Source organism: Kitasatospora sp. NPDC001119 (assembly GCF_053598475.1).
Map to the genome: position 1 here is coordinate 101,100 of NZ_JBSFKI010000026.1, position 24,563 is coordinate 125,662.

Genomic DNA, 24,563 nt, shown 5'->3' on the forward strand with positions numbered 1-24,563 from the left:
GGCGATCCGTCCCGGGGCCCCTCCGTGCGCTTCGGGCTCAGCCCTGCAGGGCCACCGCGAAGTACTCCAGCTCGGCGGCCAGCTCGGCCGGCACCTTGGCGTGCAGCAGGGTGCCCTCGCCGGTGTGCTCGGTGGAGAGCAGCTCGCCCTCGGCGTGCACCCGGGAGACCAGCGCGCCCTGGGTGTAGGGCACCAGGGCCCGCACCTCGACCGCCGGACGCGGCAGCTCGTCGTCGATCAGCCGCAGCAGCTCCTCGATGCCGGCGCCGCTGCGGGCCGACACCACGATGGCGTGCGGCTCGCGGCGCAGCAGGCGCTGGAGCACGTGCGGATCGGCGGCGTCCGCCTTGTTGATCACCACGACCTCCGGCACGTTCTGCGCGTCGACCGAGACGATGACCTCGCGGACGGCGGCCAGCTGCGTCTCCGGCTCGGGGTGCGAGCCGTCCACCACGTGCAGGATGAGGTCCGCGTCGGCGACCTCCTCCATGGTCGAGCGGAAGGCCTCGACCAGGTGGTGCGGCAGGTGCCGGACGAAGCCGACGGTGTCGGCCAGGGTGTAGAGCCGCCCGGTCGGGGTCTCGGCCCGGCGCACCGTCGGGTCCAGGGTGGCGAACAGCGAGTTCTCCACCAGGACGCCGGCGCCGGTGAGCCGGTTGAGCAGGGAGGACTTGCCGGCGTTGGTGTACCCGGCGATGGCCACGGACGGCACCTGGTGGCGCCTGCGCTCCTGGCGCTTGGTGTCGCGGCCCTTCTTCATGTCGGCGATCTCCTTGCGGAGCTTCGCCATCTTCTCGCGGATCCGGCGCCGGTCGGTCTCGATCTTGGTCTCACCGGGACCGCGGGTGGCCATGCCGCCGCCCGAGGAGCCGGAGCCACCGCCACCCATCTGCCGGGACAGCGACTGACCCCAGCCGCGCAGCCGCGGCAGCATGTACTGCATCTGCGCGAGCGAGACCTGCGCCTTGCCCTCCCGGGACTTGGCGTGCTGGGCGAAGATGTCCAGGATCAGGGCCGTCCGGTCGACGACCTTGACCTTGACCACGTCCTCCAGGTGGATCAGCTGGCCCGGGGTGAGCTCACCGTCGCAGACCACGGTGTCGGCGCCGGTGGCGGCGACGATGTCGCGCAGCTCCTTCGCCTTGCCGGAGCCGATGTAGGTGGCCGCGTCGGGCTTGTCACGGCGCTGGATGACGCCGTCCAGCACCTGGGAGCCGGCCGTCTCGGCGAGCGCGGCGAGCTCGGCCATCGAGTTCTCCGCCTCCTCCAGCGTGCCGTCCGTCCAGACGCCGACGAGCACCACGCGCTCCAGGCGGAGCTGGCGGTACTCGACCTCGGTGACGTCTTCGAGTTCGGTGGAGAGGCCGGCGACACGGCGCAGGGCGGCTCGCTCGCTGCGGTCGTACTGGTCGCCGTCGTAGTGGTGGCCGCGGTCCTCGTCGATGGCCGCGAGGTCCTCGTCCATGAGGGCTTCCGCCCGCAGACCGTCGAGGCGGCGCGGAGCGTCGGCGTGGTCGCGGGTGTCGAACGTGGAGGTCATTCTGTCCTTTGGCTGGCTGGTACGGGTGGCCTTCGGGGACCGCGGTGGCGGTCCCGTACGGAGTCTGCCCAGCTGCCGCCCCGGCTACCGTCCGGGCGGGGTGAGCTACCCCTCAGGTCCCCGGGTGCCCCCGGGCTCCTGTGCCCGGAGAACGCCGTGGACCGGCCGTGAATTCCCCATGATGGTCGCACGCCCGGCGCGGGCCGGTCATCCCCATTTTCCCCGGGACGGCGGCCCCTACGAACCCTCCGGGGCCTGCGGCCGGCTCACGTCGTACACCCCGGAGACCTTGAGCATCGCCCGCATCAGCCCGGGCAGCGCGGCCGGCTCGGGCAGTTCGACGGTGTAGGTGTGCCGGACCCGGGACTCCTGCGGCGGCTCGACCTCGGCCGAGACGATGCCGACGCCCGCGCCGGAGATCGCCGCGGTGAGGTCGGCGAGCAGCCGGGGCCGGTTCAGCGCCTCGGCCCGCAGGGTGGCCCGGTGCCCGGCGGCCGGCGCGCCCTCCGACTGCCAGCGGACCTCCAGCTCGGCCCGCCCGTCCGCGCGCATCCGCTCCCCCGCCGGGCAGCCGGTGCGGTGCACCGCGACCGCGCCGCCGCGGATCGGGTAGCCGGCCACCTCGTCCGGCGGCACCGGGGTGCAGCAGCGGGCCAGCCGGACCGACGCCCCGGGCCGGCCGGCCACCGCGACCGGGGCCGCCCGCCGCTCGGCGGCCGGGCGCCCGGGCGGGGCGGGCTGGCCGCCGGCCGGGCCGGTGCGGACCACCGGCTGCCGGGCCGGGGGATCGGCCAGCCAGCGCTCGATGGCCAGCCGGGCGGCGGGGGTGCGGGCGTGCGCCAGCCACTCGGGGGCGGGCCCGGAGGGCGGTCCGCCGCCGGCCGGGAGGGTCTCGGTGAGCACCGCGATCTGGTCGCCGTCCTCCAGCACGGTGGACAGCGCGGTGAGCCGCCCGTTGACCCGCGCGCCGATACATCGGTGGCCGGTCTCCTCGCCGAGCAGGTAGGCCGCGTCCACGCAGGTGGCGCCGGCCCGCAGCTGAAGCGTTTCGCCGCTCTCCGTCACCACGGTGATCTCGCGGTCGCCGGCCAGGTCGGCGGTGAGCGCGGACCAGAAGGCGTCCGGGTCGGGCGTCTCCTGCTGCCACTCCAGCAGCCGGCTGAGCCAGCCCGGGCGGGCCGGGTCGGTGCGGTCCAGCTCGTCGGCGTCCTGGACGGCGCCGGCCGGGGACGGGTCCCCGAGCGCGACCACCCCGGTCTCGGCCACCTCGTGCATCCGCCGGGTGCGGACCAGCACCTCGACCACCGCGCCGCCGCTCAGCGCCACGGCGGTGTGCAGGGACTGGTAGAGGTTGAACTTGGGCGCGGCCACGAAGTCCTTGAACTCCCCGGGCAGCGGCGTCCAGCAGGTGTGCAGCTCGCCGAGCACGGCGTAGCAGTCGGCGTTCTCCTCGACCACCACCAGCAGCCGCCCGAAGTCGGCCGGCCGCGGCCCCTGCGGCCGGCCGTCCGGCCCGGGCACGGCGGCCCGCCGGAGCAGCACCCGGTGCAGCGAGACGCAGTGCCGGGGCCGGACGGTCACCTCGGCGGCCACCCCGCCCTCGGCCAGCTGGCGGGCCAGCTGCCGGGCGAAGGGCTCCAGCAGGGTGTCCGGCTCGGCCTCGTGACCGGTCATCAGGGCGCGGGTGCGGGCGTGCTCCTCGGGGTGCAGGGTGGCGAAGACGATGTCCTCCAGCTCCGCCTTGAGCACCTGGATGCCGAGCCGCTCGGCCAGCGGGATCAGCACGTCCCGGGTGACCTTGGCGATCCGCGCCTGGCTGGCCGGCTTCATGTGCCGGATGGTGCGCATGTTGTGCAGCCGGTCGGCGAGCTTGATCACCATCACCCGGACGTCGTCCCCGGTGGCGACCAGCATCTTGCGGAAGGTCTCGGCCTCGGCGGCGGCCCCGAAGTCGACCTTCTCCAGCTTCGTCACCCCGTCGACCAGGTAGGCGACTTCCGGCCCGAACCCGGCGCCCACCTGGTCCAGCGTCAACTCGGTGTCCTCGACGGTGTCGTGGAGCAGCGAGGCGACCAGGGTGGTCGTCCCGGCGCCGAGTTGGGCCAGGATCATGGTGACGGCCAGCGGGTGGGTGATGTACGGCTCGCCGCTCTTGCGCTTCTGGCCGCGGTGGCTGGCCTCGGCGAGCCGGTAGGCCCGGGCGAGCAGGCCGAGGTCGGCCTGCGGATGGTGCCGGCGGTGGACCCGGACGAGCGGTTCCAGGGCGTCCGGCACGGGCGGCCGGCCGGTGGCGAGCAGGGCGGCCCGCCCGGCCCGGCCGAGGGCGGCCAGGCCGAGCTCCCCGAGGGGCCGCCTGGCCCCTCCCTGCCGTACGGTCGTCGGCTGCCCCAGGGGCTGCCCGGCTTCGATGGTCATCGGCACCTCCGGCAACGGTCGCCGGGCGCCGCCCCGTCCGAGGGGGTGATCTCGACACCCCTCCCCATGGGGTGATCGACCCGGTGGTCCATGCTACCGAGCAGAGCACGTTCCGCGACGCCCTGATTCCCGTCCGCGACCGGTATCACCCGATCGGGGGGATTCATCACCGAACGAATTGGGCAAACCGGGCTGCCGGCCCCCGGGCCTGTCGCCCCGCGGACGCGGGTTCGAAGACGAGCCCTACCGGAGACGGGCCCCACCGGAGACGGGCCCTAACGGACCGACTCCCACCAGCTCCCGTCCAGCCGGCCCTCGGCCACGATCACCGCCGGCCCGGCCATCTCCACCCGGCCGTCCGGGTGCTCGGTGATGACCAGCCGGCCGCCCAGCACGTCCACGGTGTACGAGACCGCCTCGCCGGTGACCGCCGGGTCGGCGCCGTCCCGGCGGATGGCCGCCACCGCCACCGCGCAGGCGCCGGTGCCGCAGGAGCGGGTCTCGCCCGAGCCGCGCTCGTGCACCCGCATCGCGACGTGCCGCGGCCCGCGGTCCACCACGAACTCGACGTTGACGCCCTCCGGGTAGGCGTCCGCCGGGCTGGTGAGCGGCGCGGTGTACAGGTCCCCGGCGTGGTCCAGGCTCTCCACGAAGGCCACCGCGTGCGGGTTGCCCATGTTGACGTTCAGGGCCGGCCAGCGCCGCTCGCCGACCGCGACCTCGATGCCGTCCGGCCCGGGCAGCCGGGCCCGGCCCATGTCGATGGTGACGTCGCCGGGCGTGCCGTCCGCGGCGGCCCCGGCGACCTTCGCGGTGAGCACCCCGGAGCGGGTGGCGACGGCCAGTTCGCCCGGCTCGGCCAGTCCGGCCTCGACTAGGAAGCGGGCGAAGACCCGCAGGCCGTTGCCGCACATCTCGGCGATGCTGCCGTCCGAGTTGCGGTAGTCCATGAACCACTCGGCCCGGTCGGCCATCGCCGCGGCGGCCGGGTCGGCGGCGGCGCGCACCACGCGCAGCAGCCCGTCCCCGCCGATGCCGGCCCGCCGGTCGCACAGCGCGGCGACGGTCTCGGGACCGATCTCCAGCGCGCCGTCCGGGTCCGGGACGATGACGAAGTCGTTCTGGGTGCCGTGGCCCTTGAAGAAGGGGATGCCGACCTGCTGGGGGGAGGATGCGCTCACCCCTCCGATGGTACTGAGCCGCCGGGAGGCGCTCAGCGCAGGTAGGCGACCCGCCAGACCGCGAGCGCGCAGGCGGCCAGCGCGATCAGGGTGTAGACCGCGATCGCCTTCCAGCCGGCCCGCTGCCCGGAGCCCCGTCGCGGCAGCCCCGGCCACGTGTAGCCGGCGTGCCGGGCGGCCATCGCGCCCCAGCCCATCGAGGCGGCGGTGAACAGCAGCCCGAGCATCCCGACCATGGTGGCGCGCGCCCCGGCCGAGCCGAAGGCGAGCGGGAAGGCGAACATCAGCGAGCCGAGGGTGCCCAGCAGGGCGATCGGCAGCGTCTGCCACCAGCGCAGCCGGCGCAGCGGGCGGATCTCCCGTTCGTGCACCGCGCCGCCGGGCGGGGTGCGGGTGTCCAGGGCGGGCACCGCGGCCGCGTAGGAGGTCGGCGCCTCCAGGCCGGTCAGCACGGGCAGGTCGCCCATCGTCGACTCGTCGAACTCCTCGGCCGGTACGGTGACGCTCCCGCCCTGGCCGGATTCGGGGCCGGTACCCGTCGACACACGGCCTCCCCTGACAGTTCGACACGAGCGGACTCGCGGCCGGGCACGGCCGGCCCGTTCGGTCGACCCCTACGGCATCGATGATGGCATGTCCAGAGGGGCGTTCCGGGCCTGACCGGGGTCGACGGGTGATCCGTGGCCATCACGTGATCGGCCCGTGACCGCCGGTTCGTCCTGCACGGTCGCCTGCGCGCGCAGGTGCACCGCCGGATTGGCCGGAAACCCTTCCTACGCGGCCGGAACTCCCTGACGGTCGATCAGTTCCAGGGAGCGTTCCAGCAGCTCGACGGGGTCGGTGCCGGCCGGCCGGGAGAGCCAGTGGATCCGGTCGTCGCGGCGGAACCAGGACTCCTGGCGGCGGGCGAAGCGCTTGGTGGCCCGGACGGTCTCGGCCCGGGCCTCGTCCTCGGTGTACCCGCCGGCGAAGTGGTCGAGCACCTGCTGGTAGCCGAGCGCCCGGGAGGCGGTCCTGCCCTCCCGCAGTCCGACCTTCTCCAGCTCCCGCACCTCGTCCAGCAGTCCGGCCTCCCACATCCGGTCGACCCGCAGCGCGATCCGCTCGTCCAGCTCGGGGCGCGGCACGGCGACGCCGATCTGCACCGCCTCGTAGACGGCGGTGTTGCTCGGCAGGTTGGCGGTGAACGGCTGCCCGGTGATCTCGATGACCTCCAGGGCGCGGACGATCCGCCGCCCGTTGCCGGTGAGGATCGCCTCTGCGGCCGCCGGGTCCAGCTCGGCCAGCCGCCGGTGCAGCGCGTACGGGCCGGCGTGCTCCAGCTCGGCCTCGAGCCGGGCCCGCACCGCCGCGTCGGTGCCCGGGAACTCCATCTCGTCGATCGCCGCCCGGACGTACAGCCCGGAGCCGCCGACCAGGACGGGCGTGCGGCCGGCGGCGAGCAGCCGGTCGATCTCGGTCCGGGCCAGCCGCTGGTACTCGGCGACGCTGGCGGCCTCGGTGACGTCCCAGACGTCCATCAGGTGGTGCGGCACTCCCCCGCGCTCCTCCATCGTGAGCTTGGCGGTGCCGATGTCCATGCCCCGGTACAGCTGCATCGAGTCGGTGTTGATCACCTCGCCGTCGAGACTGCGGGCGATGGCGACGGCCAGGTCGGACTTGCCGGCGGCGGTCGCGCCGACGATCGAGATGACGCACGGGGTACGGGAGCTGCTCACCGCTCCAGTCTCGCAAAACGGCCGGGCGCCCGCGGACCGGGCTGCCACCCGCCCGCGACTGCGCGAGGATATGACTGTTTCCCGGACACTTTCCGGCCGTTTCCCCGGTTGGGTCGGTTTGCGAACGCTTTGCCGAGCCCGGTCGTTGTGCGGGGAACAGCGGATGAAGGAGATCGCCATGGGTCTGATGGACAACCTCAAGGGCAAGGCCGAGGAGCTCAAGGACAAGGCCAGCGAGTTCGCCGGCAAGCACAGCGACCAGATCGAGAAGGCCGTGGACAAGGCCGGCGGCGCGATCGACAAGGCGACCAAGGGCAAGTACAGCGACAAGATCGAGCACGGCGCCGGCAAGGCCAAGGGCGCGGTCGGCGACTTCGCCCACAAGCCGAAGCCCGGCGACGAGGAGCAGCCCCCGCAGGCCCCGCGGTCCTGAACCGCAGGCCTGCCCCGCCGACTTGCTAGGACCAGGACGCCACGAAGTACCCGACCCCGTACGGCGCGTCCTGGTAGCCCAGCCGCCCGGTGAGGCCGGCGCCCTGCGCGGCGCCGGCCAGCACCTGCCAGGGCGCCCGGCCGTCGGCCTTGAGCTCGGCGGCCAGGCCCGGGTCCAGTGCGGCCAGGGCGGGCAGGTCGGCCGTGCCCAGGGCGGCGGCCAGCGCGGTGTCGAAGCCCTCGGCCCGCTCGTCCAGGTAGCCGGGCGCCTTCACCGAGCGGCAGGCGCTGCCGTCGCCGAGCACCAGCAGGGCGACCCGGTCGGCGAGCCCGGCCAGGCCCTGGCCGAGGCCGAGCATCCGGTCGGCGGGGGCGTCGGCGGGCACCGCGCAGGCGTGCGTGGGCAGGCCCACCCCGGCGCGCTCCAGCAGCCAGGCGCCGACGGTCAGCGAGGGGGCCAGCTCCGGCCCCTCGACCCGCTCGCCGGGCAGCTTGGCGACCAGCGGCACCCCGTAGCGGTGGAAGGAGCCGGCCCCGCCCTCGGTCCACACCTCGGCCGCCGGCCCGGTGCCGACCACCACGACCAGCTGCGGTCCGGCCGCGACCAGCGCCGCGAGCGCCTCGTCGCAGGCCGCGCGCAGGCCGTCCAGCTCGGGCGCGGCCCCGGCGGCGACCTCGGGGACGAGCAGCGGCGGACAGGGGCACACGGCGGCGGCTACCAGCATGCGGATCACTCTAGCCAACGACGACGGCGGCCCGGCGGGAGTGGATCCTCCCGTCAGGCCGCCGTACCGGGCACGGTGTCAGTCGCCGCAGCAGGCCCCGCCCGCCGGCGCGGCCAGTGGCAGCTCCGCCGGGGCGCCGATCTTCGGCAGGCCGAGCAGCACGCCGGCCGGCTTGGCGGCGGGCGCGGCCTGGCGCTTCTCCCAGGCGTCGCCGGCCCGGGTGCGGCGCACCGCGAGCGCGGGGCCCTCGGCGAGCAGGTGGTGCGGGGCGGCGTAGGTGATCTCGACGGTCACCGTGTCGCCGGGGCGCACCGGCTCCTCCGGCTTCGTGAAGTGCACGAGCCGGTTGTCGGGGGCGCGGCCGGAGAGCCGCCGGGTCTGGTCGTCCTTCTTGCCCTCGCCCTCGGCGACCAGGATCTCCAGGGTCCGCCCGACCTGCTTCTTGTTCTCCTCCCAGGAGATCTCCTCCTGGAGGGCGATCAGCCGGTCGTAGCGGGCCTGCACGACCTCCTTCGGCACCTGGTCCGCCATCTCCGCGGCGGGGGTGCCGGGGCGCTTGGAGTACTGGAAGGTGAAGGCGTTGGTGAAGCGGGCCTCGCGGACGACGTGCATCGTCTCCTCGAAGTCCTCCTCGGTCTCGCCGGGGAAGCCCACGATGATGTCGGTGGAGATCGCCGCGTCGGGCATCGCCTCGCGGACCTTCCGGATGATCCCGAGGAAACGCTCCTGCCGGTAGGAGCGGCGCATCGCCTTGAGGACGCGGTCCGAGCCGGACTGCAGCGGCATGTGCAGCTGGTGCATCACGTTCGGGGTCTCGGCCATCGCGGCGATCACGTCGTCGGTGAAGTCGCGCGGGTGCGGCGAGGTGAAGCGGATCCGCTCCAGGCCCTCGATCTGGCCGGCGGCGCGCAGCAGCCTGGAGAAGGCCTCGCGGTCGCCCAGGTCGGAGCCGTAGGCGTTGACGTTCTGGCCGAGCAGGGTCACCTCGATGACGCCCTCGCCCACCAGCGCCTCGATCTCGGCGAGGACGTCGCCGGGACGGCGGTCCTCCTCCTTGCCGCGCAGCGCGGGGACGATGCAGAAGGTGCAGGTGTTGTTGCAGCCGACCGAGATGGCGACCCAGGCGGCGTACGCGGATTCGCGGCGGGTCGGCAGGGTGGAGGGGAAGGTCTCCAGCGACTCCAGGATCTCGACCTGGGCCTTGCGCTCGACCGCGGCCCGCTCCAGCAGCGCCGGCAGGTGGCCGATGTTGTGGGTGCCGAAGACCACGTCGACCCAGGGGGCGCGCTTGACGATGGTCTCGCGGTCCTTCTGGGCCAGGCAGCCGCCGACGGCGATCTGCATGCCCTTGTGGCGGGTCTTGACCGGCGCGAGCTGGCCGAGGTTGCCGTACAGCTTGTTGTCGGCGTTCTCGCGCACCGCGCAGGTGTTGAACACCACCAGGTCCGGGTCGCCCTCGGGCCCGGCCTTGACGTACCCCGCGTCCTCCAGCAGGCCGGACAGCCGCTCGGAGTCGTGGACGTTCATCTGACAGCCGTGCGTGACGACCTTGTAGCTCTTCAATCCGCTCTCACCGCTCACCAGACCAGGGTACGGGCAGCGGCGAAGGGCTTTTCCCGGAGCTTCCACCACCCGTTCCCCTCCCGTTCGGCCGGAGCGCCTGGCAGTATCCCTGCATGACCCCCACCACTCCGTACCGTCCCGGCGCCGCCGTCCGTGCCGCGGCCCGCAGCCCGTTGTGGCGGACGGTGCTGGTGCTGGTGCTGCTGGTGGCCGGGTTCGGCGGCTGGTGGCTGTCGGCGGGCCGCTCGCCCGGGTACCCGCGCGGCGAGGTCCGCTTCGCCACCGGGGTGCAGCGCGGCGTCTACGACCGGTACGGGCAGCTGCTCCAGGGCCACGTCTCGCGGGCGATGCCGGGGGTGCGGCTGGCCCTGGACAACTCCGAGGGCTCGGTCGACAACATCGGCCGGGTGATCGACGGCCGGGACACCTTCGCGATCGCCACCGCCGACGCGGTCGCCGACTACCACGAGCCCGGCAAGGAGAAGCTGCGGGCGATCGCCCGGCTGTACGACGACTACCTGCAGCTGGTCGTCCCGGCCTCCTCCCCGGTGCGGCGCACCGCCGACCTCAAGGGCCTGAAGGTCGGGGTCGGGCTGCCGCAGTCCGGGGTGAACCTGGTGACCAGGCGGCTGCTGACCGCCGCCGGGCTGGACCCGGACCACGACATCGTCCCGGTGTCGAAGGGCGTCGGCGAGGCGGCCGACGACCTGCGCGCGGGCACCCTGGACGCCTTCTTCTGGTCCGGCGGCCTGCCCACCAGCGCGCTCACCGACCTCTCCGAGCACGTCCGGATCCGGATCGTGCCGCTGAGCGACCTCGCCGAGGCCCTGCACAAGGCCGAGGGCGGCGGCACCGACGCCTACCGGGCGGCCACCATGCCCAAGGGCACCTACCCGAACGCCGAACCGAAGGACGCGGTCGCCACGGTGGCCGTGCCCAACCTGCTGATCACCCGGGACGACGTGGACCCGGGCCTGGTCGAGGGCATGACCCGCGCGGTGATCGACAGCCGGGACCAGATCGGCGCCCAGGTGCACGCGGCCCAGCTGGTCGACCTGCGCACCGCCGTCTACACCGACCCGCTCCCGCTGCACACCGGCGCGGCGCGCTACTACCGCTCGGTGAAGCCGTAGGCCCCGCCCCGGCGGCTACTTCTCCGGCTTCTCCGGCCGGGGCACCGCCAGCGTCACCGCGAGCCCGGTCGGCTTGACCGGCGCGAAGCCGAGCGTGCCGCCGCCGGCCGCCAGCAGGGTGCGGGCGATGGACAGCCCGAGCCCCGAACCGTCCACGTTCTGGTGCCGCGGGCTGCGCCAGAACCGGTCCCCGGCCCGGGACAGCTCGTCCTCGGTGAGGCCGGGCCCGGCGTCGGTGACGGTCACCGCGACCTCGTCCCGGCGCACCGCGACCCGCAGCCGCACCTCGCTGCCGGGCGGGCCGAACTTGAGCGCGTTGTCGACCACGGCGTCCAGGGCCGAGCCGAAGCCGATCGGGTCGGCCATCCCGATCGCCAGCGCCGGGCCGTCCCAGCGCAGCGTGATCCCGCGCTGCTCGGCCGCCGGCCGCCAGGCGTCGACCCGGGCCAGGGTGAGCTCGGCGAGGTCGGTGCGCTCCGGTTCGGGGCGGGCGTGCTCGGCGGTGGCCAGCCCGAGCAGGTCGTCCAGCACCCGGGCCAGCCGGACGCCCTCCTCCCGTACGCCGCTGAGCTCCTCCTCGTGGCCCTCGGGCAGTTCCAGGCCGAGCAGTTCGACCCGCAGCAGCAGGGCCGACAGCGGGTTGCGCAGCTGGTGCGAGGCGTCCGCGACGAAGGCCTTCTGCTGGTCCATGGCGAGCACCACGTGGTCCGCCATCTCGTTGAACGAGCGGGCCAGCCGCTGGAGTTCGGGCGGTCCGCCGCCGGGGGCGACCCGGGCGGCCATCCGGCCGGTGGCGATGTCGTGGGTGGCCCGGTCCAGAGTGCGCACCGGGCGCAGCACCCACTCGGTGAGCCGGACGGCGAGCAGCACGGCGACGATCATCGCGGCGGCCTCGCCCGCGACGATCACCAGCCACTTGTGCAGCACCCGGGTGCGCAGCGCCTCGGTCGGGGACTCGCTCAGCACCACCGCGACCACGTCGCCGTCGCGCACCACCGGGGCGGCGACGATGATCGTCCGGTCCGGCGTCCACGGCCAGACCTGCGGCGGGTTGTGGCTGCGCCGCCCGTCCAGCGCCTCCTGGAAGGCCTGGGCGCCCCAGCCCTCGCCGGGCACCCGCCAGTCCTCCGGGGCGGCGGCGATCGCCACCCCGTCGCGCTGGAAGATGCCCAGGCGGACGCCGTACAGGTCGTGGTAGCGGCGGACCTCGGAGAGGATCGCGCGCTGCCGGCTGAGGTCGCCCGGGGCGGGTTCCGGTTCGCCCTTGCGGGCGGAGTCGGCGGCGCCGGAGGTGGGCAGGTCCTGGGCGAGGCGGGCGGCGTCGTCGAGCCGGTCGACGACGACCTTGGTCTGCTCGGCCGCCGCGACCGCCGCCGCGAGCGGCAGCCCCAGGGCGGCCAGGACGCAGAGCATGAGGGCGATCAGGATGCCGAGCAGGCGGGTGCGCACGTGCGGTCAGTGCTCCGCGGGAGCGGGGGCGGACGGGGCGGGGGCGGCGGGCGCCGGACAGTCGGGGATCAGCCGGTAGCCGACCCCGCGCACGGCCTCGACCAGGCCGGGCAGCGCCAGCTTGTTGCGCAGCGAGCCGATGTGCACCTCCAGGGTGCGCCCGTTGCCCTCCCAGCCGCTGCGCCAGACCTCGCTGAAGATCTGCTCGCGCCGGTAGACCACGCCCGGGCTCTGGGCGAGCAGCGCCAGTAGGTCGAACTCCTTGCGGGTGAGCGGCACGTCGCGGCCGTCCACGCTGACCCGGCGGCGCTCCCGGTCGATCCGGATGCCGCGGGACTCCAGCGGGCCGCGCTGCTGCGGCACGGTGTCGGGCGCGGGCACCGGCACCGCGGCGGGGGCGGCGCCGCGGCGGGCCACGGCGTGGATGCGGGCGAGCAGCTCGCCCATGTCGTACGGCTTGGTGACGTAGTCGTCGGCGCCCAGGTTGAGGCCGTGGATCCGGGAGCGGACGTCGGCGCGGGCGGTGACCATGATCACCGGGACGCCGCTGCCGGCCCTGATCCGGCTGCACACCTCGAAGCCGTCGCGGTCGGGCAGCCCGAGGTCGAGCAGCACCACGCGGTACGGCTCGTTGCCGTCCGGCACCAGGGCGTCCAGCGCCTCGTGCCCGCTGCGGGCGTGCCGGACCTGGAAGCCGTGCCGGCCCAGCACCGCGACCAGCGCGGCGGCCACGCGTTCGTCGTCCTCGACGAGCAGAAGTCGCATCCTGTTCTCCTCCTTCCCCCACCTGATCACCAGTGATCACCGGGCCGATCGGTCAGGTCCCGGTCCTGCGCAGTATGAGCCAGTGAACGGCCCGACGCCAGGTTCGACCGCGCACCGGGCCCGTGGGGGACGGGGAGCACCGGAGCGGATTCCCGCTGTGACATGCCCCGTCGGCGCCCGCGCGAACAGCGCGTGGGCGACGCGTGGCCGTTTCGTGATCCTCAAGTTCCGCTCAGATCGGCTGACGGCGAACGGTCACGGCTCCTAAGGTCGGCCCACCGGGGGCTGCGGCTCCGCCGGCCGCGGCCCCCGGATTCGCACCACCACTGCCTCCCAAGGGAGTTGAGACTTCTCGGGCAGGCGTTATTCGACGACAGAGGGAGCAGGCGCGATGACCGAGAGCCCGGTCGAGGACTCAACCACCGCAGCCGCCCCCCTGGTCGTGCTGAGCAAGGTCAACAAGCACTACGGCGCGCTGCACGTGCTGCAGGACATCGACCTCAGGATCGCCCAGGGCGAGGTGGTCGTACTGATCGGCCCGTCCGGATCGGGCAAGTCGACGCTCTGCCGGACGATCAACCGGCTGGAGACGATCGACTCCGGCACGATCACCATCGACGGCCGGCCGCTGCCCGACGAGGGCAAGGAGCTGGCCCGGCTGCGCGCCGAGGTCGGCATGGTGTTCCAGAGCTTCAACCTGTTCGCGCACAAGACCGTGCTGGAGAACGTGGTCATCGGCCAGGTGAAGGTGCGCAAGGTGCCCCGCCCGCAGGCCGAGAAGACCGCCCGGGAGCTGCTGGAGCGGGTCGGCGTCGGCGCGCAGGCGGACAAGTTCCCGGCCCAGCTCTCCGGCGGCCAGCAGCAGCGCGTGGCGATCGCCCGGGCGCTGGCGATGAAGCCCAAGGTGATGCTCTTCGACGAGCCCACCTCGGCGCTGGACCCGGAGATGGTCAACGAGGTGCTGGAGGTCATGCGCCAACTGGCCGCGGACGGCATGACGATGGTCGTGGTCACCCACGAGATGGGCTTCGCGCGCTCCGCCGCCAACCGGGTGCTGTTCATGGCCGACGGGAAGATCGTCGAGCAGAACACCCCGGACGCCTTCTTCACCGCGCCGCGCTCCGACCGCGCCAAGGACTTCCTCTCGAAGATCCTCCACCACTGACGCTTCGAGACCAGCGGGGCCGCCCCCGGCATCGTCACCGGTGCCGGCCGGTCCCGCCGTGCAACGCCTTCCAGACGCCAGAGCCCGGTTGACACCGCGGCCCACCCCCAGGAGAACCCTCATGAGGACGTCCCGCACCCTCGCCGTCGCGCTCTGTGCCGTCGCGCTCACCGCCACCGCCGCCTGCGGCAAGGACGGCACCCCCGGCACCACCGCCGCGAGCAGCGGCGGCAGCGCCGCCCCGGCGCTGCCGACCTACACGGTCAAGACCGACGTCAAGGTCGACTCCGCGGTCCTCGCCGAGGCCAGGAAGCGCGGCCAGCTGATCATCGGCGCCAAGGCCGACCAGCCGAACCTCGGCTGGGAGGACGTCGCCAGCGGCGACCGCAGCGGCTTCGACATCGAGATCGCCAAGATGATCGCCGCCGACCTCGGCTTCACCCCGCAGCAGATCAAGTGGCAGACCCTGGTCTCCTCGCAGCGCGAGCCGGCCATCGCCAAGGGCCAGATCGACTTCTACGTCGGCACCTACAGCATCAACGACGAGCGCAAGAAGAGCGTCTCCTTCGCCGGCCCGTACTACATCGCCGGCCAGGACCTGCTGGTGAAGGCCGACAACACCACGATCACCGGCGCGGAGAGCACCGGCGGCAAGAACGTCTGCACCGCCACCGGCTCGACCTCGATCAAGAACATCCAGCAGTACAACCCGAAGGTCACGCAGTTCGACACCTACTCGGCCTGCGTCGAGAAGCTGATGTCCGGCGAGGTCGACGCGGTCACCACCGACGACGCGATCCTCAAGGGCTACGCCTCCAAGTACGCCCCCAAGCTCAAGGTGGTCGGCAAGCCGTTCACCAAGGAGAACTACGGCGTCGGCCTCAACAAGGACGACAAGGCGCTGCGCGACGCCATCAGCGACGCCCTCAAGGCCCACGAGGACAACGGCGACTGGAAGAAGGCCTACGACGCGACCCTGGGCGCCTCCGGCTCCGCCGCGCCGGACGTCCCGGCCCTCGAGCGCTACTGACCCGCCCGCCGTACGTCGACTTCCCGACCATGAACTGAGAGGAGGGCCGCCGGATGGGGTTCCTGTTCGAGGACGACAACTTCGCGTTGTTCCGCGACGGCTTCCTACAGACGATCGAGGTGAGCGCGCTCAGCGCTCTGCTCGCCCTGCTGCTGGGCACCCTGCTGGCGGCCTTCCGGGTCTCCCCGGTGCCGGTCCTGCGCGCCTTCGGCACCGCCTGGGTCACGCTCTTCCGCAACACCCCGCTGACCCTGCTGTTCTTCGCCGTCACCTTCGGCCTGCCGCCGCTGGGCGTGCACTTCAGCCACCTGGTGTTCGCGGTGCTGGCGCTCGGCGGGTACACCGCCTCGTTCGTCTGCGAGGTGATCCGCTCCGGCATCAACACCGTGCCGCTCGGCCAGGCGGAGGCCGCCCGCAGCCTGGGCATGTCCTTCGGCCAGACCCTCACCCTGGTCGTCCTGCCGCAGGCCGCCCGGACCGTCCTGGGCCCGATGAGCAGCGTGTTCATCGCCCTGCCCAGGAACTCGGCGATCGCCGGCGCGTTCAGCGTCTCCGAGCTGTACAGCGCCCAGCAGACCTTCTCCGAGCGCGGCTTCTCGATCTTCGCCATCTTCTTCTGGGTGGCCTGCGCCTACCTGCTGATCAGCGCGACGATCGCCACGTTCTTCCGCTTCCTGGAATCCCGACTGGCGGTGGCCCGATGAGTGTTCTGAACCGCCAGGCTTCGGCCAGCGTCCTCTACGACGCCCCCGGCCCGAAGGCCCGCACCCGGTACCGCGCGTTCGGCGTCCTCTCGGTGCTCGGCATCGCCGGTCTCCTCTGGTACGTCTTCACCGCGCTGAACGACAACGGCCAGTTCGACCCCGACCTGTGGGACCCGTTCCAGTACAACTTCGTCCAGCAGATGATCCTGGACGGCCTGCTGGCCACCCTGAAGGCCTTCGGGCTGGCGGCGGTCTTCTCGCTCGCCCTGGGCGCCCTGCTGGCGGCCGGTCAGCTCTCCGACCACAAGCCGGTCCGCTGGTTCTGCACGGCCTTCACCCAGTTCTTCCGGGCGATGCCGCTGCTGATCCTGATCGTCGGGCTCTACTACGCCTTCTTCGCCAAGGAGTCGATGTGGGCGCTGGTGCTCGGCCTCACCCTCTACAACGGGGCGGTCCAGGCCGAGATCATCCGCAGCGGCGTCAACGCCGTCCCGCGCGGCCAGGGCGAGGCGGCGTACGGGCTCGGCATGCGCAAGACCCAGGTGATGACGTCGATCCTGGTGCCACAGGCCGTCCGTTCGATGCTGCCCTCGATGATCGGCCAGCTGGTCGTCACCCTCAAGGACACCTCGCTCGGTCTGATCATCACCTACCAGGAGCTGCTGTTCATCGGCAAGAAGATCGCCAGCCAGCCGATGAACGCCGCGGGCTTCCCCTACATCCCCGTGGTGCTGGTGATCGGACCGATCTACATCGCGATGTGCCTCCTGTTGACCGCGCTCGCACGCTGGATCGAAGCACGCGGCCGTCGCGGCGCGAACCGGCGCACTTCAGCTTCTGCTTGACGGACACGCAGGCGAACTGTTGCATTGCTCTTCGTGACACCTCCCGGGAGCATCCACGCGGCATATGCGGCAGCGGTAACTGACGCCGGCCGATCGGCCGGTTCGTGCCCGGAGGTTCCCTCATGGACCCGGTGATCGTGGTCGGGGCCGGACCGGTCGGTCTGGCCCTGGCCCTCGCCCTGGCCCGGCACGAGGTCCCCACCATCGTCCTGGACGAGGGCTCCGGCCTCTGCCCGGAAGGCCCGCGCAGCCTCGTCCTCGGCGCCGACACCGCCGCCTTCCTGACCCGGATCGGCTACCCGCGGGCCGTCTCGGACTCCGCGCTGTGGGACTCCTTCGCCGTCTGGCGCCGCCGCCAGGAGGTGCTGCGGATCGACCTCACCGACTCGCCCACCTACCACCTGCCCCAGCACCGCCTCCAGCGCGGGCTGCGCGACGCCCTGACCGGCACCCCGCTGATCAGGCTGGTCCCGCTCAACCGGGTCGTCGAACTCGAACAGGACCGGGACGGCGTCAGCCTCCGCACCACGGGCACCCAGGACGGCTCCGCCACCTGGTGGCGCGGCAGCCACCTGGTCGGCTGCGACGGCGCCAGATCCACCGTCCGCAAGCTCCTGAAGATCCGCTTCCCCGGCCGCCCGGCGGTCGACCGCAACGCCATCGCCACCGTCCGGGTCGACCTGCCCTTCGACGGCGCCCGGCTGCACCGCGAGCCCCCGTGGCGGGGCGACCGCGAGGCCTCCGCCCGTCCGCTGCCGGACGGCGTCTGGCGGCTCGACTGGCGGCTGCCCCCCGGCCGCCCCGCCGCCACCGAGACCGTCGACCCGCACGCCACCTGGCCCGGCATCGTCACCGGCGACACCCTGCTCACCCGGGTCACCTCCACCCTCACCGGCTGGTGCGGCGAACTGCCCCGCTTCGAACTGCTGGCCGCCGCCGACCACACCGCCCAGCAGCGGCTCGCCGCCCGCTTCCGCAGCGGCCGCTGCTTCCTGGCCGGCGACGCCGCCCACCTGCACGGCGCGCTGGGCATGCAGAACCTCGCGGACGGGCTGCGCGACGCCGACAACCTCGCCTGGCGGCTCGCCCTCGCCTGGCACCTCCACTCCGGCGGCCCGCAGCCCGGCGGCTCCCTGCTGGACGGCTACGAGGCCGAGCGGCGCGGGGCGGTCGGCGCCCGGCTGCGCGCGGTCGACCAGTCCATGCCGCTGCTGCGCCCGCTGCGCGGCTGGCAGCAGACCCGGCGCTCGCTGCTGGTCGGCGGCTTCCGCAAGCACGCCCCGCTGCTCGCCGACGGCCAGCTCGGCACCGGCCGGTTCGGCGGCGCGCCCGCCTACCCGGCGGCGCCCTCCGGCGTCCCGGCCCGGGTCCCGGTGCAGCGCGGCGCGCGCGGCACCACCTCGCTCAGCGAGCTGCTGCCCGCCACCGCCCCCGGCGTACTCGTCCCGGACCTGCCGGTGCTCGCCGACGACGGCACCCCCGACCACCTGCACGCCCGGCTCGGCACCACCTTCCTGCTGCTGCTGGTCGCCCCCGGCACCGCCGTCTGGTCCTCCGAGCACTGGCTCGGCGCCGGCCTGATGCCCCGCCTCGCCGAGGTCGCCGCCGCGCTGCCCGTCCCCGCCGAGGTGCTGGTCACCGAGGACTACCCGGGCGCCGGGCCGCACACCGTCCTGCTGATCCGCCCGGACGGCCACCTGGTCGGCACCACCCAGGGGGCCGTCGCCGAGGACCTGCTCGCCCTCGCCGACCGCGCCCGCGGCGGCCCGGCCACGCTCGGCCCGGCGCCCGACCCGGCCGAGCAGCCCTCGCCCCAGCAGGTGGACTCCCCGAGCTGAGGCCTCCGGGCCGCGGCGGGCCACGGTCTCAGCCGGCCACCGCCGTGGCCCGGCTCTCGCGGACCACCGTCACCCGGATCTGGCCCGGGTACGTCAGCTCGGTGGAGACCTGGCGGGCGACCTCACGGGCGATCAGCTCCGCACCGAGGTCGTCCACCGCGTCCGGACGGACCATCACCCGCACCTCGCGGCCCGCCTGCATCGCGAACACCTCGGCCACGCCCTCGTGCGAACGCGCGATCTCCTCCAGCCGCGCCAGCCGCCGGACGTACAGCTCCAGCGACTCCTTGCGCGCACCCGGCCGGCCGCCCGAGCAGCCGTCCGCGGCCTGGGTCAGCACGGCCGTCACGGTGCGCGGATCGACCTCGTTGTGGTGGGCGGCGATCGCGTGCACCACCTCGGCGGACTCGCCGTACCGCCGGGCGAGCTCCGCGCCGACCGCGGCGTGGCTGCCCTCCGACTCGTGGGTGAGCGCCTTGCCGATGTCGTGCAGCAGCGCCGCGCGCCGCACCGGCTCCGGGTCCACCCCGAGCTCGGCGGCCATCATCCCGGCCAGGTGCGCGGACTCCAGCAGGTGCCCGAGCACGTTCTGCCCGTACGACGCCCGGTAGCGCAACGAGCCCAGGGTGCGGACGAGTTCGGGGTGCACCCCGTCGACCCGGGCCTCCAGCAGGGCGTCCTCGCCGGCCCGGACGCAGCTCTGCCCGACCTCCTCGCGGCTGCGCTCGTACAGGCTCTCGATCCGGGTCGGGTGGATCCGCCCGTCCTCGACCAACTGCTCCAGGGTGAGCCGGGCGGTCTCCCGGCGGACCGGGTCGAAGCAGGACAGCTGCACCGACTCGGGGGTGTCGTCGACGATCAGGTTCACGCCGGTGACCGCCTCGAACGCGCGGATGTTGCGGCCCTCGCGGCCGATGATCCGGCCCTTCATGTCCTCGTTCGGCAGCCGCAGGACGGTGACGGCGCTCTCCGCGGTCTGCTCCGTCGCCAGCCGCTGGACCGCCCCGGCGACGATGTCCCGGGCCCGGCGCTCGCCCTCCTCCCGGGCCTCGCGCTCGATCTCCCGGACGGTGACCGCGGCCTCCCGCCGGGCCGAGTCCTCGGCCTCCCGCAGGAGTTCGGCGCGGGCCTGCTCGGCGGAGAGCCCGGCGGCCCGCTCCAACGCCGCCGCCCGCCGGGCGACCAGCGCCTCGGCCTCGCCCCGGGACTGCTCCAACTCGGCGGAGCGCTCGGCCAGTTCGTCCTCCCGGCGGCGCAGCCTGCGCAGCTCCTCGGCCATGTCCTCCTCGCGGCGGGCCAGTTCGGTCCGCTGCCGGGCGGACTGCTCCTCGGCCCACCGGCGGGCCTGCTCGGCCTCGGCCAGCGCGCCGCGCCGGGCCGCCCGGAGCCGCCTGATCGCCAGCCCGGCGGCGGCCACGACCACCAGCAGCAGGAGCACGGCCGATCCGGCGACCGGCACCAGTGAGCCGCCCGGGCCGGTGCCCGCCGAGATCCCCATTCCCGCCCACTCCCCCGTCGCCGCGCGCGCCGCCGTCCGGAGGCGCCCCGGGCACTGAAGGCGAGGCTAGGTGGGGGTCACGGGAGGGTCAAGAGTTGACCTGGTCCACTCCAAGACACCTACAGAACTGCCACTACTCCCGACCCGACGGTTCACTCCACTCCTCTTCCAGCGCGCTGCGCACCACCCGGAACGCCAGTCCTTCGGAGTAGCCGCGCCGGGCCAGCATCCCGACCAGCCGCCGGGTGCGCACCTGGGTGTCCAGCCCCCGGGTGGACCGCAGCTTGCGCTCGACCAGCGCCCGGGCCGCGTCCGTCTCGTCGTCGTGGTCGAGCTGGGCGACGGCCTGCTCGACCAGGTCCGCGGCGACGCCCTTGGTGCGCAGCTCCTGGGCCAGCGCCCGCCGGGACAGGCCCCGGACGGCGTGCCGGGACTCCACCCAGGCCGCGGCGAAGGCCGCGTCGTCGATCAGCCCGACCTCTTCGAGCCGGGTGAGCACCGCGTCGGCGGCCTCCTCCGGGATCTCCCGCTTGCGCAGGGCGTCGGCGAGCTGCTTGCGGGTCTTGGCGGCGCCGGTCAGCAGCCGCAGGCAGATGTCCCGGGCGCGGGTCTCCGGGTCGGCCGACTCCTCGGCCTGCTTCCGGGAGGTACGGCCGGAGCCCTCCTCCCCGGGCAGCCCGGTGCCGGAGCGGCCCCGGCGCCCGTCGCGACGGGAGGCCAAGGCGGCCACACCCCCGTGACCGGCCGCCTCGCCGCCGCCGCGGCCGCTCTCCACGGCCGTCGGTGTCGAAGCGGGCCCGGCCGCTTCGGTTTGCTCGGCCTCCAGGGCCGAGCGCCGCCGCCGGCGGCCGGTGGGCAGCTCGGAGGCGGAGACCAGGCCGAGCGCCTCGACCGGGGTTTCCGCCGGCTCCGGCCCGGGCGCCGCGCCGCGCACCGCCCGGGTCGGAGCCAGGTCGAACTCCGGCTCGGCGCCGGATGCCCACTGCGCGGTGGACGGACGGCCGCGCCGGGAGCGCGAGGCCCGGGGCTTCGCGGCCACCGGCTCGGGCTCCTCCGCGACGGCTGCGAACCAGTCCGGCGGCCCGTGCTCGTCCTCCTCCGCGACCGCGGCGAACCAGTCCGGCGGCCCGTAGTCGTCGTCCTCCGGGCCCGCCGGGCCGCCGCCCACCGTGTCGTACTGCGTCAACGGCTCAGGCCTTGGCCGCCGCCGTCTTCTTCGCCGCGGCCGTCTTGGTGGCGGTCGCGGTGATCGGCTTGGCCGCGCCGTCGGCGGCGGCCTCGGCACTCTCCTCGGCCGGCTCCTCCACCTTCGGGCCGATGCCGAGCTTGCCCTTGATCTTCCGCTCGATCTCGTCGGCGAGCTGCGGGTTGTCCCGCAGGAAGTTGCGGGCGTTCTCCTTGCCCTGGCCGAGCTGGTCGCCCTCGTAGGTGTACCAGGCGCCCGACTTGCGGATGAAGCCGTGCTCCACGCCCATGTCGATCAGGCCGCCCTCGCGGCTGATGCCCACGCCGTAGAGGATGTCGAACTCGGCCTGCTTGAACGGCGCGGCGACCTTGTTCTTGACCACCTTGACGCGGGTGCGGTTGCCGACCGCCTCGGTGCCGTCCTTCAGGGTCTCGATCCGGCGGATGTCGAGGCGGACCGAGGCGTAGAACTTCAGCGCCCGGCCACCGGTCGTGGTCTCCGGCGAGCCGAACATCACGCCGATCTTCTCGCGCAGCTGGTTGATGAAGATCGCGGTGGTGTTCGACTGGTTCAGCGCACCGGCGATCTTGCGCAGCGCCTGGCTCATCAGCCGGGCCTGCAGACCGACGTGCGAGTCGCCCATCTCGCCCTCGATCTCGGCGCGCGGCACGAGCGCCGCGACCGAGTCGATGATCACCAGGTCGATCGCGCCGGAGCGGATCAGCATGTCGGTGATCTCCAGCGCCTGCTCACCGGTGTCCGGCTGGCTGACCAGCAGGGCGTCGGTGTCCACGCCGAGCTTCTTGGCGTACTCCGGGTCGAGCGCGTGCTCCGCGTCGACGAACGCGACCGTGCCGCCGGCCTTCTGGGCGTTGGCGGCCAGGTGCAGGGTCAGGGTGGTCTTGCCGGAGGACTCGGGGCCGTAGATCTCGACCACGCGGCCACGCGGGATGCCGCCGACCCCGAGGGCGACGTCCAGGGCGGTGGACCCGGTGGAGATCACCTCGACCGGCTCGTTGGCCTTCTCGCCGAGGCGCATCACCGAGCCCTTGCCGAACTGCCGCTCGATCTGGGCGAGCGCGGTCTCAAGGGCCTTCTCGCGATCCGTACCTGCCATGGCTTTTTCCCTCGGGTTCTGTGCTGTGCGCTTCATCGTCCTCGACGCTAGCGCGTCCCACTGACAAACGGGCCCGGCCGGGCTCCGCCTGTGGAAAACTCCACGCCGGAGAGTACAAAGAACATCTGTTCGATTCAAGCGTCGCACGTCCGGGCCCCGCCGCCCCCGGGGACACCCCGGGAGCGGCGCCCCGGGTCACTCCCCGCGCCTCGCCCCGTCCCCGCCGACCATCCGGCGCAGCCGCCGGGCCGCCTCCCGGCGCAGCTCCCGCCGGGCCCGCCGCTGCTCGCCCCGGTCGATCCGCGGGTCGGTGGCCACCTCGTACCGCCGTACGTACGTCCCCACGAAGCCCTGGAGCGTCGCCGCCGCCGGGATCGCGATCACCGCGCCGACCGCGCCGAGCAGCGCCGCGCCCGCGATCACCGAGCCGAAGGCCACCGCCGGGTGCACGTCCACCGTCCGCGCGGTGATCCTCGGCTGCAGCAGGTAGTTCTCGATCTGCTGGTACACCACGACGAAGACCAGCACCCAGAGCGCGTCCACGGGCTTCACCGTCAGCGCCACCAGCACCGGCAGCGTCCCGGCCAGGTAGGTCCCGAGGGTCGGCACGAACTGCGACATGACGCCGACCCAGACCGCCAGCGCCGCCGCGTACGGCAGGCCGAGCAGTTCGAACATCACCCAGTGCCCGGCGGCCGACACCACCGCGAGCAGCGCCCGGGAGTACAGGTAGCCGCCGGTCTTGGCGAGCGCGATCTCCCAGGCCCGCAGCACCTCGGCCTGCTTGGCGGGCGGCAGCATCGAACAGACCGTCCGGCGCACCCGCGGGCCCTCGGCGGTGAAGTAGAAGGTGAACAGCCCGACCGTGAAGGCCTTGAAGAGCCCGCCGATCACGGTGGACGAGACGCCCCAGGCGTTGTCGGCGGCCTGCTGGACGTAGGTCTCGATGGTGCCGGAATCCTTGAGCAACCGATTCTGCAACTCGCCCAGCGAGAGGTCCTGGTGGAAGGTCCGGTTGATCCAGTCGATCAGGTTGTCGACCAGGTGCGGCAGGTCCCCCGCGAGCTTCGCCACCTGGTCGACCAGCAGCGTGCCGAGCGCGGCGAGGAAGCCCACCACCGCGACCCCGACCGCCACGAACACCAGGAAGGTCCCGACCCCCCGGCGCACCCCCCGCGCGGCCATCCGGTCCACGGCCGGCTCCAGCGCCAGCGACAGGAAGAACGACACCAGCAGCATCACGAACAGGTCGATCAGCTGCCGGAACGCCCAGTCCGCGAACTGGAAGGCCCCCACCAGCACCAGGAACAGCACCATCGCCCGCGGCAGCCAACGCGGCATCCCGCCGCCCCACAGACCCCCACCCGCCGGAGCGCCCTCGGCGTCCCGGTCCGAATTCTTCTGTTCCGCGCTATTTGTCACCCGAACAGTCTGTCCCATGCCCCCGAGGGGCCGGCAGTCAGCGCAGCACCCCGGAGACGCCCTGGGTGTCGCAGACCACCCGCCAGACCTCCTTGGCCTCCCAGCCCGCCTCCAGCGCCTGCCGCACCGTCCGCCCGCCCAGCTCGCTCATCACGTGGTCGGTCGCGAACGACTCCGCGTACGCCTCCCCGAAGTGCGCGTACATCCGTCGCCAGAACTCCGTCAGCCTCATGCCCCAAGTATCCCGGACCGGGCCCGCCACTCCCCGGCCGTCAGCGCGTACTCGACCTCGCCGTGCTCGCTGCCCGGGATCTTCTCCGGGTAGTCCTCGTGGAACGTGCGGACGTACGACAGCCCGCTCTTCTCCATCACCCGCCGCGAGCCCGCGTTCACCTCCATGGTGTACGCCACCACCCGCTCCACCCCCAGCTCCGCGAACCCGAGCCGGACCAGAGCCCGCGCCCCCTCCGTCGCATAGCCGCGCCCCCACGCGGCCTGCCGCAAGCGGTACCCGAGCTCGACCTCCCCGCGCTCCCCCTCCCGCGTCGGCCGGAACTCGAACCACCCCAGGAACGCCCCGCCCGCCCGCTCCTCGGCCGCCCACCAGCCGAGGTCGCCGTAGCGCCGGTAGTGCTCCAGGTAGCGCGGCAGCAGCTCCCCCTCGACCCACTCCCGCGGACTCGGCTTCCCCCCGGTGAGGAAGCGCATCACCGCAGGGTCCCCGTCCAGCTCCACGAGCCGGTCCGCGTCCGCCGTCGTGAAGCGCCGCAGCACCAGCCGCTCGGTCGTCAGGAACACGGCCGCACCCGAATCACCCATGCCCCGATCCTCACCCCC

Annotated in this window: 22 protein-coding genes; 7 read left to right on the forward strand and 15 right to left on the reverse strand. The window is 73.6% G+C overall.

The window, feature by feature from the left end; genetic code table 11:
• Positions 1-37: 37 nt before the first annotated feature.
• From hflX to miaA, 5 genes are all read right to left on the reverse strand, one after another.
• Positions 38-1,540, reverse strand: a complete 1,503-nt coding sequence (gene hflX, locus ACWDD9_RS29190; RefSeq protein WP_049658942.1) for a GTPase HflX — start codon at positions 1,538-1,540, stop codon at positions 38-40.
• 237 nt (positions 1,541-1,777) lie between these two features.
• Positions 1,778-3,955, reverse strand: coding sequence for a RelA/SpoT family protein (locus ACWDD9_RS29195; protein WP_387973904.1), 2,178 nt, complete (start codon positions 3,953-3,955; stop codon positions 1,778-1,780).
• A gap of 275 nt (positions 3,956-4,230) precedes the next feature.
• Positions 4,231-5,136, reverse strand: coding sequence for a diaminopimelate epimerase (dapF, locus tag ACWDD9_RS29200; RefSeq protein WP_388050111.1), 906 nt, complete (start codon positions 5,134-5,136; stop codon positions 4,231-4,233).
• A 32-nt stretch (positions 5,137-5,168) separates the two neighbouring features.
• A complete protein-coding gene (locus tag ACWDD9_RS29205) occupies positions 5,169-5,681 on the reverse strand; it encodes a hypothetical protein (protein WP_049658893.1) in 513 nt (170 codons plus the stop codon).
• A 228-nt stretch (positions 5,682-5,909) separates the two neighbouring features.
• Positions 5,910-6,854 carry a tRNA (adenosine(37)-N6)-dimethylallyltransferase MiaA gene (gene miaA, locus ACWDD9_RS29210; protein ID WP_449813206.1) on the reverse strand — a complete coding sequence of 315 codons (945 nt, stop codon included), beginning with the start codon at positions 6,852-6,854 and terminating at the stop codon, positions 5,910-5,912.
• 163 nt (positions 6,855-7,017) lie between these two features.
• Here miaA and ACWDD9_RS29215 point away from each other — a divergent pair, with 163 nt between their 5' ends.
• On the forward strand, positions 7,018-7,287 hold the full coding sequence (locus tag ACWDD9_RS29215; RefSeq protein WP_241853171.1) for an antitoxin: 270 nt from the start codon (positions 7,018-7,020) through the stop codon (positions 7,285-7,287).
• 25 nt (positions 7,288-7,312) lie between these two features.
• Here ACWDD9_RS29215 and ACWDD9_RS29220 read toward each other — a convergent pair whose 3' ends face one another.
• Positions 7,313-8,011 (reverse strand): class III extradiol dioxygenase subunit B-like domain-containing protein, encoded by a 699-nt coding sequence (locus ACWDD9_RS29220; RefSeq protein ID WP_117489707.1) that lies wholly within the window; start codon positions 8,009-8,011, stop codon positions 7,313-7,315.
• A gap of 78 nt (positions 8,012-8,089) precedes the next feature.
• Positions 8,090-9,592 carry a tRNA (N6-isopentenyl adenosine(37)-C2)-methylthiotransferase MiaB gene (gene miaB / locus ACWDD9_RS29225; protein WP_449813207.1) on the reverse strand — a complete coding sequence of 501 codons (1,503 nt, stop codon included), beginning with the start codon at positions 9,590-9,592 and terminating at the stop codon, positions 8,090-8,092.
• Positions 9,593-9,687: 95 nt separating this feature from the next.
• Between miaB and ACWDD9_RS29230 the strand changes: the two genes are divergently transcribed.
• Positions 9,688-10,707: a TAXI family TRAP transporter solute-binding subunit gene (locus tag ACWDD9_RS29230; protein WP_074005693.1), complete on the forward strand. Its 1,020-nt coding sequence runs from the start codon at positions 9,688-9,690 to the stop codon at positions 10,705-10,707.
• 15 nt (positions 10,708-10,722) lie between these two features.
• On the opposite strand, the gene ACWDD9_RS29235 is transcribed toward ACWDD9_RS29230, so the two are convergent.
• Together ACWDD9_RS29235 and ACWDD9_RS29240 are read right to left on the reverse strand one after the other, a co-directional pair.
• Positions 10,723-12,156, reverse strand: a complete 1,434-nt coding sequence (locus tag ACWDD9_RS29235; protein ID WP_416875279.1) for a sensor histidine kinase — start codon at positions 12,154-12,156, stop codon at positions 10,723-10,725.
• A gap of 6 nt (positions 12,157-12,162) precedes the next feature.
• A complete protein-coding gene (locus tag ACWDD9_RS29240) occupies positions 12,163-12,921 on the reverse strand; it encodes a response regulator transcription factor (RefSeq protein WP_449813208.1) in 759 nt (252 codons plus the stop codon).
• A 391-nt stretch (positions 12,922-13,312) separates the two neighbouring features.
• Here ACWDD9_RS29240 and ACWDD9_RS29245 point away from each other — a divergent pair, with 391 nt between their 5' ends.
• From ACWDD9_RS29245 to ACWDD9_RS29265, 5 genes are all read left to right on the forward strand, one after another.
• On the forward strand, positions 13,313-14,086 hold the full coding sequence (locus ACWDD9_RS29245; protein WP_049655580.1) for an amino acid ABC transporter ATP-binding protein: 774 nt from the start codon (positions 13,313-13,315) through the stop codon (positions 14,084-14,086).
• Positions 14,087-14,207: 121 nt separating this feature from the next.
• Positions 14,208-15,116, forward strand: a complete 909-nt coding sequence (locus tag ACWDD9_RS29250; protein WP_074005695.1) for a glutamate ABC transporter substrate-binding protein — start codon at positions 14,208-14,210, stop codon at positions 15,114-15,116.
• A 53-nt stretch (positions 15,117-15,169) separates the two neighbouring features.
• Entirely contained in the window at positions 15,170-15,820 is a 651-nt protein-coding gene (locus ACWDD9_RS29255) for an amino acid ABC transporter permease (protein WP_049655583.1), read from the forward strand.
• A complete protein-coding gene (locus tag ACWDD9_RS29260) occupies positions 15,817-16,665 on the forward strand; it encodes an amino acid ABC transporter permease (RefSeq protein WP_117489699.1) in 849 nt (282 codons plus the stop codon). The genes ACWDD9_RS29255 and ACWDD9_RS29260 overlap by 4 nt, the downstream gene beginning before the upstream one ends.
• A 122-nt stretch (positions 16,666-16,787) precedes the next feature.
• The gene (locus ACWDD9_RS29265; protein ID WP_375877268.1) at positions 16,788-18,503 is read left to right on the forward strand and encodes an FAD-dependent monooxygenase; all 1,716 of its coding nucleotides are present in this window, start codon (positions 16,788-16,790) and stop codon (positions 18,501-18,503) included.
• A 28-nt stretch (positions 18,504-18,531) separates the two neighbouring features.
• Here the strand turns inward: ACWDD9_RS29265 and rny are convergent, their stop codons facing one another.
• From rny to ACWDD9_RS29295, 6 genes are all read right to left on the reverse strand, one after another.
• Positions 18,532-20,001: a ribonuclease Y gene (rny, locus tag ACWDD9_RS29270; protein WP_117489695.1), complete on the reverse strand. Its 1,470-nt coding sequence runs from the start codon at positions 19,999-20,001 to the stop codon at positions 18,532-18,534.
• A gap of 133 nt (positions 20,002-20,134) precedes the next feature.
• Complete coding sequence (gene recX, locus ACWDD9_RS29275; protein ID WP_449813209.1) at positions 20,135-21,187, reverse strand: recombination regulator RecX; 1,053 nt, start codon at positions 21,185-21,187, stop codon at positions 20,135-20,137.
• A 4-nt stretch (positions 21,188-21,191) separates the two neighbouring features.
• On the reverse strand, positions 21,192-22,304 hold the full coding sequence (gene recA, locus ACWDD9_RS29280; protein WP_049659177.1) for a recombinase RecA: 1,113 nt from the start codon (positions 22,302-22,304) through the stop codon (positions 21,192-21,194).
• A gap of 195 nt (positions 22,305-22,499) precedes the next feature.
• Entirely contained in the window at positions 22,500-23,645 is a 1,146-nt protein-coding gene (locus ACWDD9_RS29285; protein WP_449813210.1) for an AI-2E family transporter, read from the reverse strand.
• A gap of 118 nt (positions 23,646-23,763) precedes the next feature.
• On the reverse strand, positions 23,764-23,958 hold the full coding sequence (locus ACWDD9_RS29290; protein WP_117489691.1) for a DUF3046 domain-containing protein: 195 nt from the start codon (positions 23,956-23,958) through the stop codon (positions 23,764-23,766).
• A complete protein-coding gene (locus ACWDD9_RS29295) occupies positions 23,955-24,545 on the reverse strand; it encodes a GNAT family N-acetyltransferase (RefSeq protein ID WP_449813211.1) in 591 nt (196 codons plus the stop codon). The genes ACWDD9_RS29290 and ACWDD9_RS29295 overlap by 4 nt, the downstream gene beginning before the upstream one ends.
• Positions 24,546-24,563 lie beyond the last annotated feature (18 nt).

Bases quoted from the DNA above. Each gene is read 5' to 3' on its own strand.
- hflX (WP_049658942.1), bottom strand. From the start codon at position 1,540: ATGACCTCCACGTTCGACACCCGCGACCACGCCGACGCTCCGCGCCGC.
- ACWDD9_RS29195 (WP_387973904.1), bottom strand. From the start codon at position 3,955: ATGACCATCGAAGCCGGGCAGCCCCTGGGGCAGCCGACGACCGTACGG.
- ACWDD9_RS29215 (WP_241853171.1), top strand. From the start codon at position 7,018: ATGAAGGAGATCGCCATGGGTCTGATGGACAACCTCAAGGGCAAGGCC.
- ACWDD9_RS29220 (WP_117489707.1), bottom strand. From the start codon at position 8,011: ATGCTGGTAGCCGCCGCCGTGTGCCCCTGTCCGCCGCTGCTCGTCCCC.
- ACWDD9_RS29230 (WP_074005693.1), top strand. From the start codon at position 9,688: ATGACCCCCACCACTCCGTACCGTCCCGGCGCCGCCGTCCGTGCCGCG.
- ACWDD9_RS29240 (WP_449813208.1), bottom strand. From the start codon at position 12,921: ATGCGACTTCTGCTCGTCGAGGACGACGAACGCGTGGCCGCCGCGCTG.
- ACWDD9_RS29245 (WP_049655580.1), top strand. From the start codon at position 13,313: ATGACCGAGAGCCCGGTCGAGGACTCAACCACCGCAGCCGCCCCCCTG.
- ACWDD9_RS29250 (WP_074005695.1), top strand. From the start codon at position 14,208: ATGAGGACGTCCCGCACCCTCGCCGTCGCGCTCTGTGCCGTCGCGCTC.
- ACWDD9_RS29255 (WP_049655583.1), top strand. From the start codon at position 15,170: ATGGGGTTCCTGTTCGAGGACGACAACTTCGCGTTGTTCCGCGACGGC.
- ACWDD9_RS29260 (WP_117489699.1), top strand. From the start codon at position 15,817: ATGAGTGTTCTGAACCGCCAGGCTTCGGCCAGCGTCCTCTACGACGCC.
- ACWDD9_RS29265 (WP_375877268.1), top strand. From the start codon at position 16,788: ATGGACCCGGTGATCGTGGTCGGGGCCGGACCGGTCGGTCTGGCCCTG.
- rny (WP_117489695.1), bottom strand. From the start codon at position 20,001: ATGGGGATCTCGGCGGGCACCGGCCCGGGCGGCTCACTGGTGCCGGTC.
- recA (WP_049659177.1), bottom strand. From the start codon at position 22,304: ATGGCAGGTACGGATCGCGAGAAGGCCCTTGAGACCGCGCTCGCCCAG.
- ACWDD9_RS29285 (WP_449813210.1), bottom strand. From the start codon at position 23,645: ATGCCGCGTTGGCTGCCGCGGGCGATGGTGCTGTTCCTGGTGCTGGTG.
- ACWDD9_RS29290 (WP_117489691.1), bottom strand. From the start codon at position 23,958: ATGAGGCTGACGGAGTTCTGGCGACGGATGTACGCGCACTTCGGGGAG.
- ACWDD9_RS29295 (WP_449813211.1), bottom strand. From the start codon at position 24,545: ATGGGTGATTCGGGTGCGGCCGTGTTCCTGACGACCGAGCGGCTGGTG.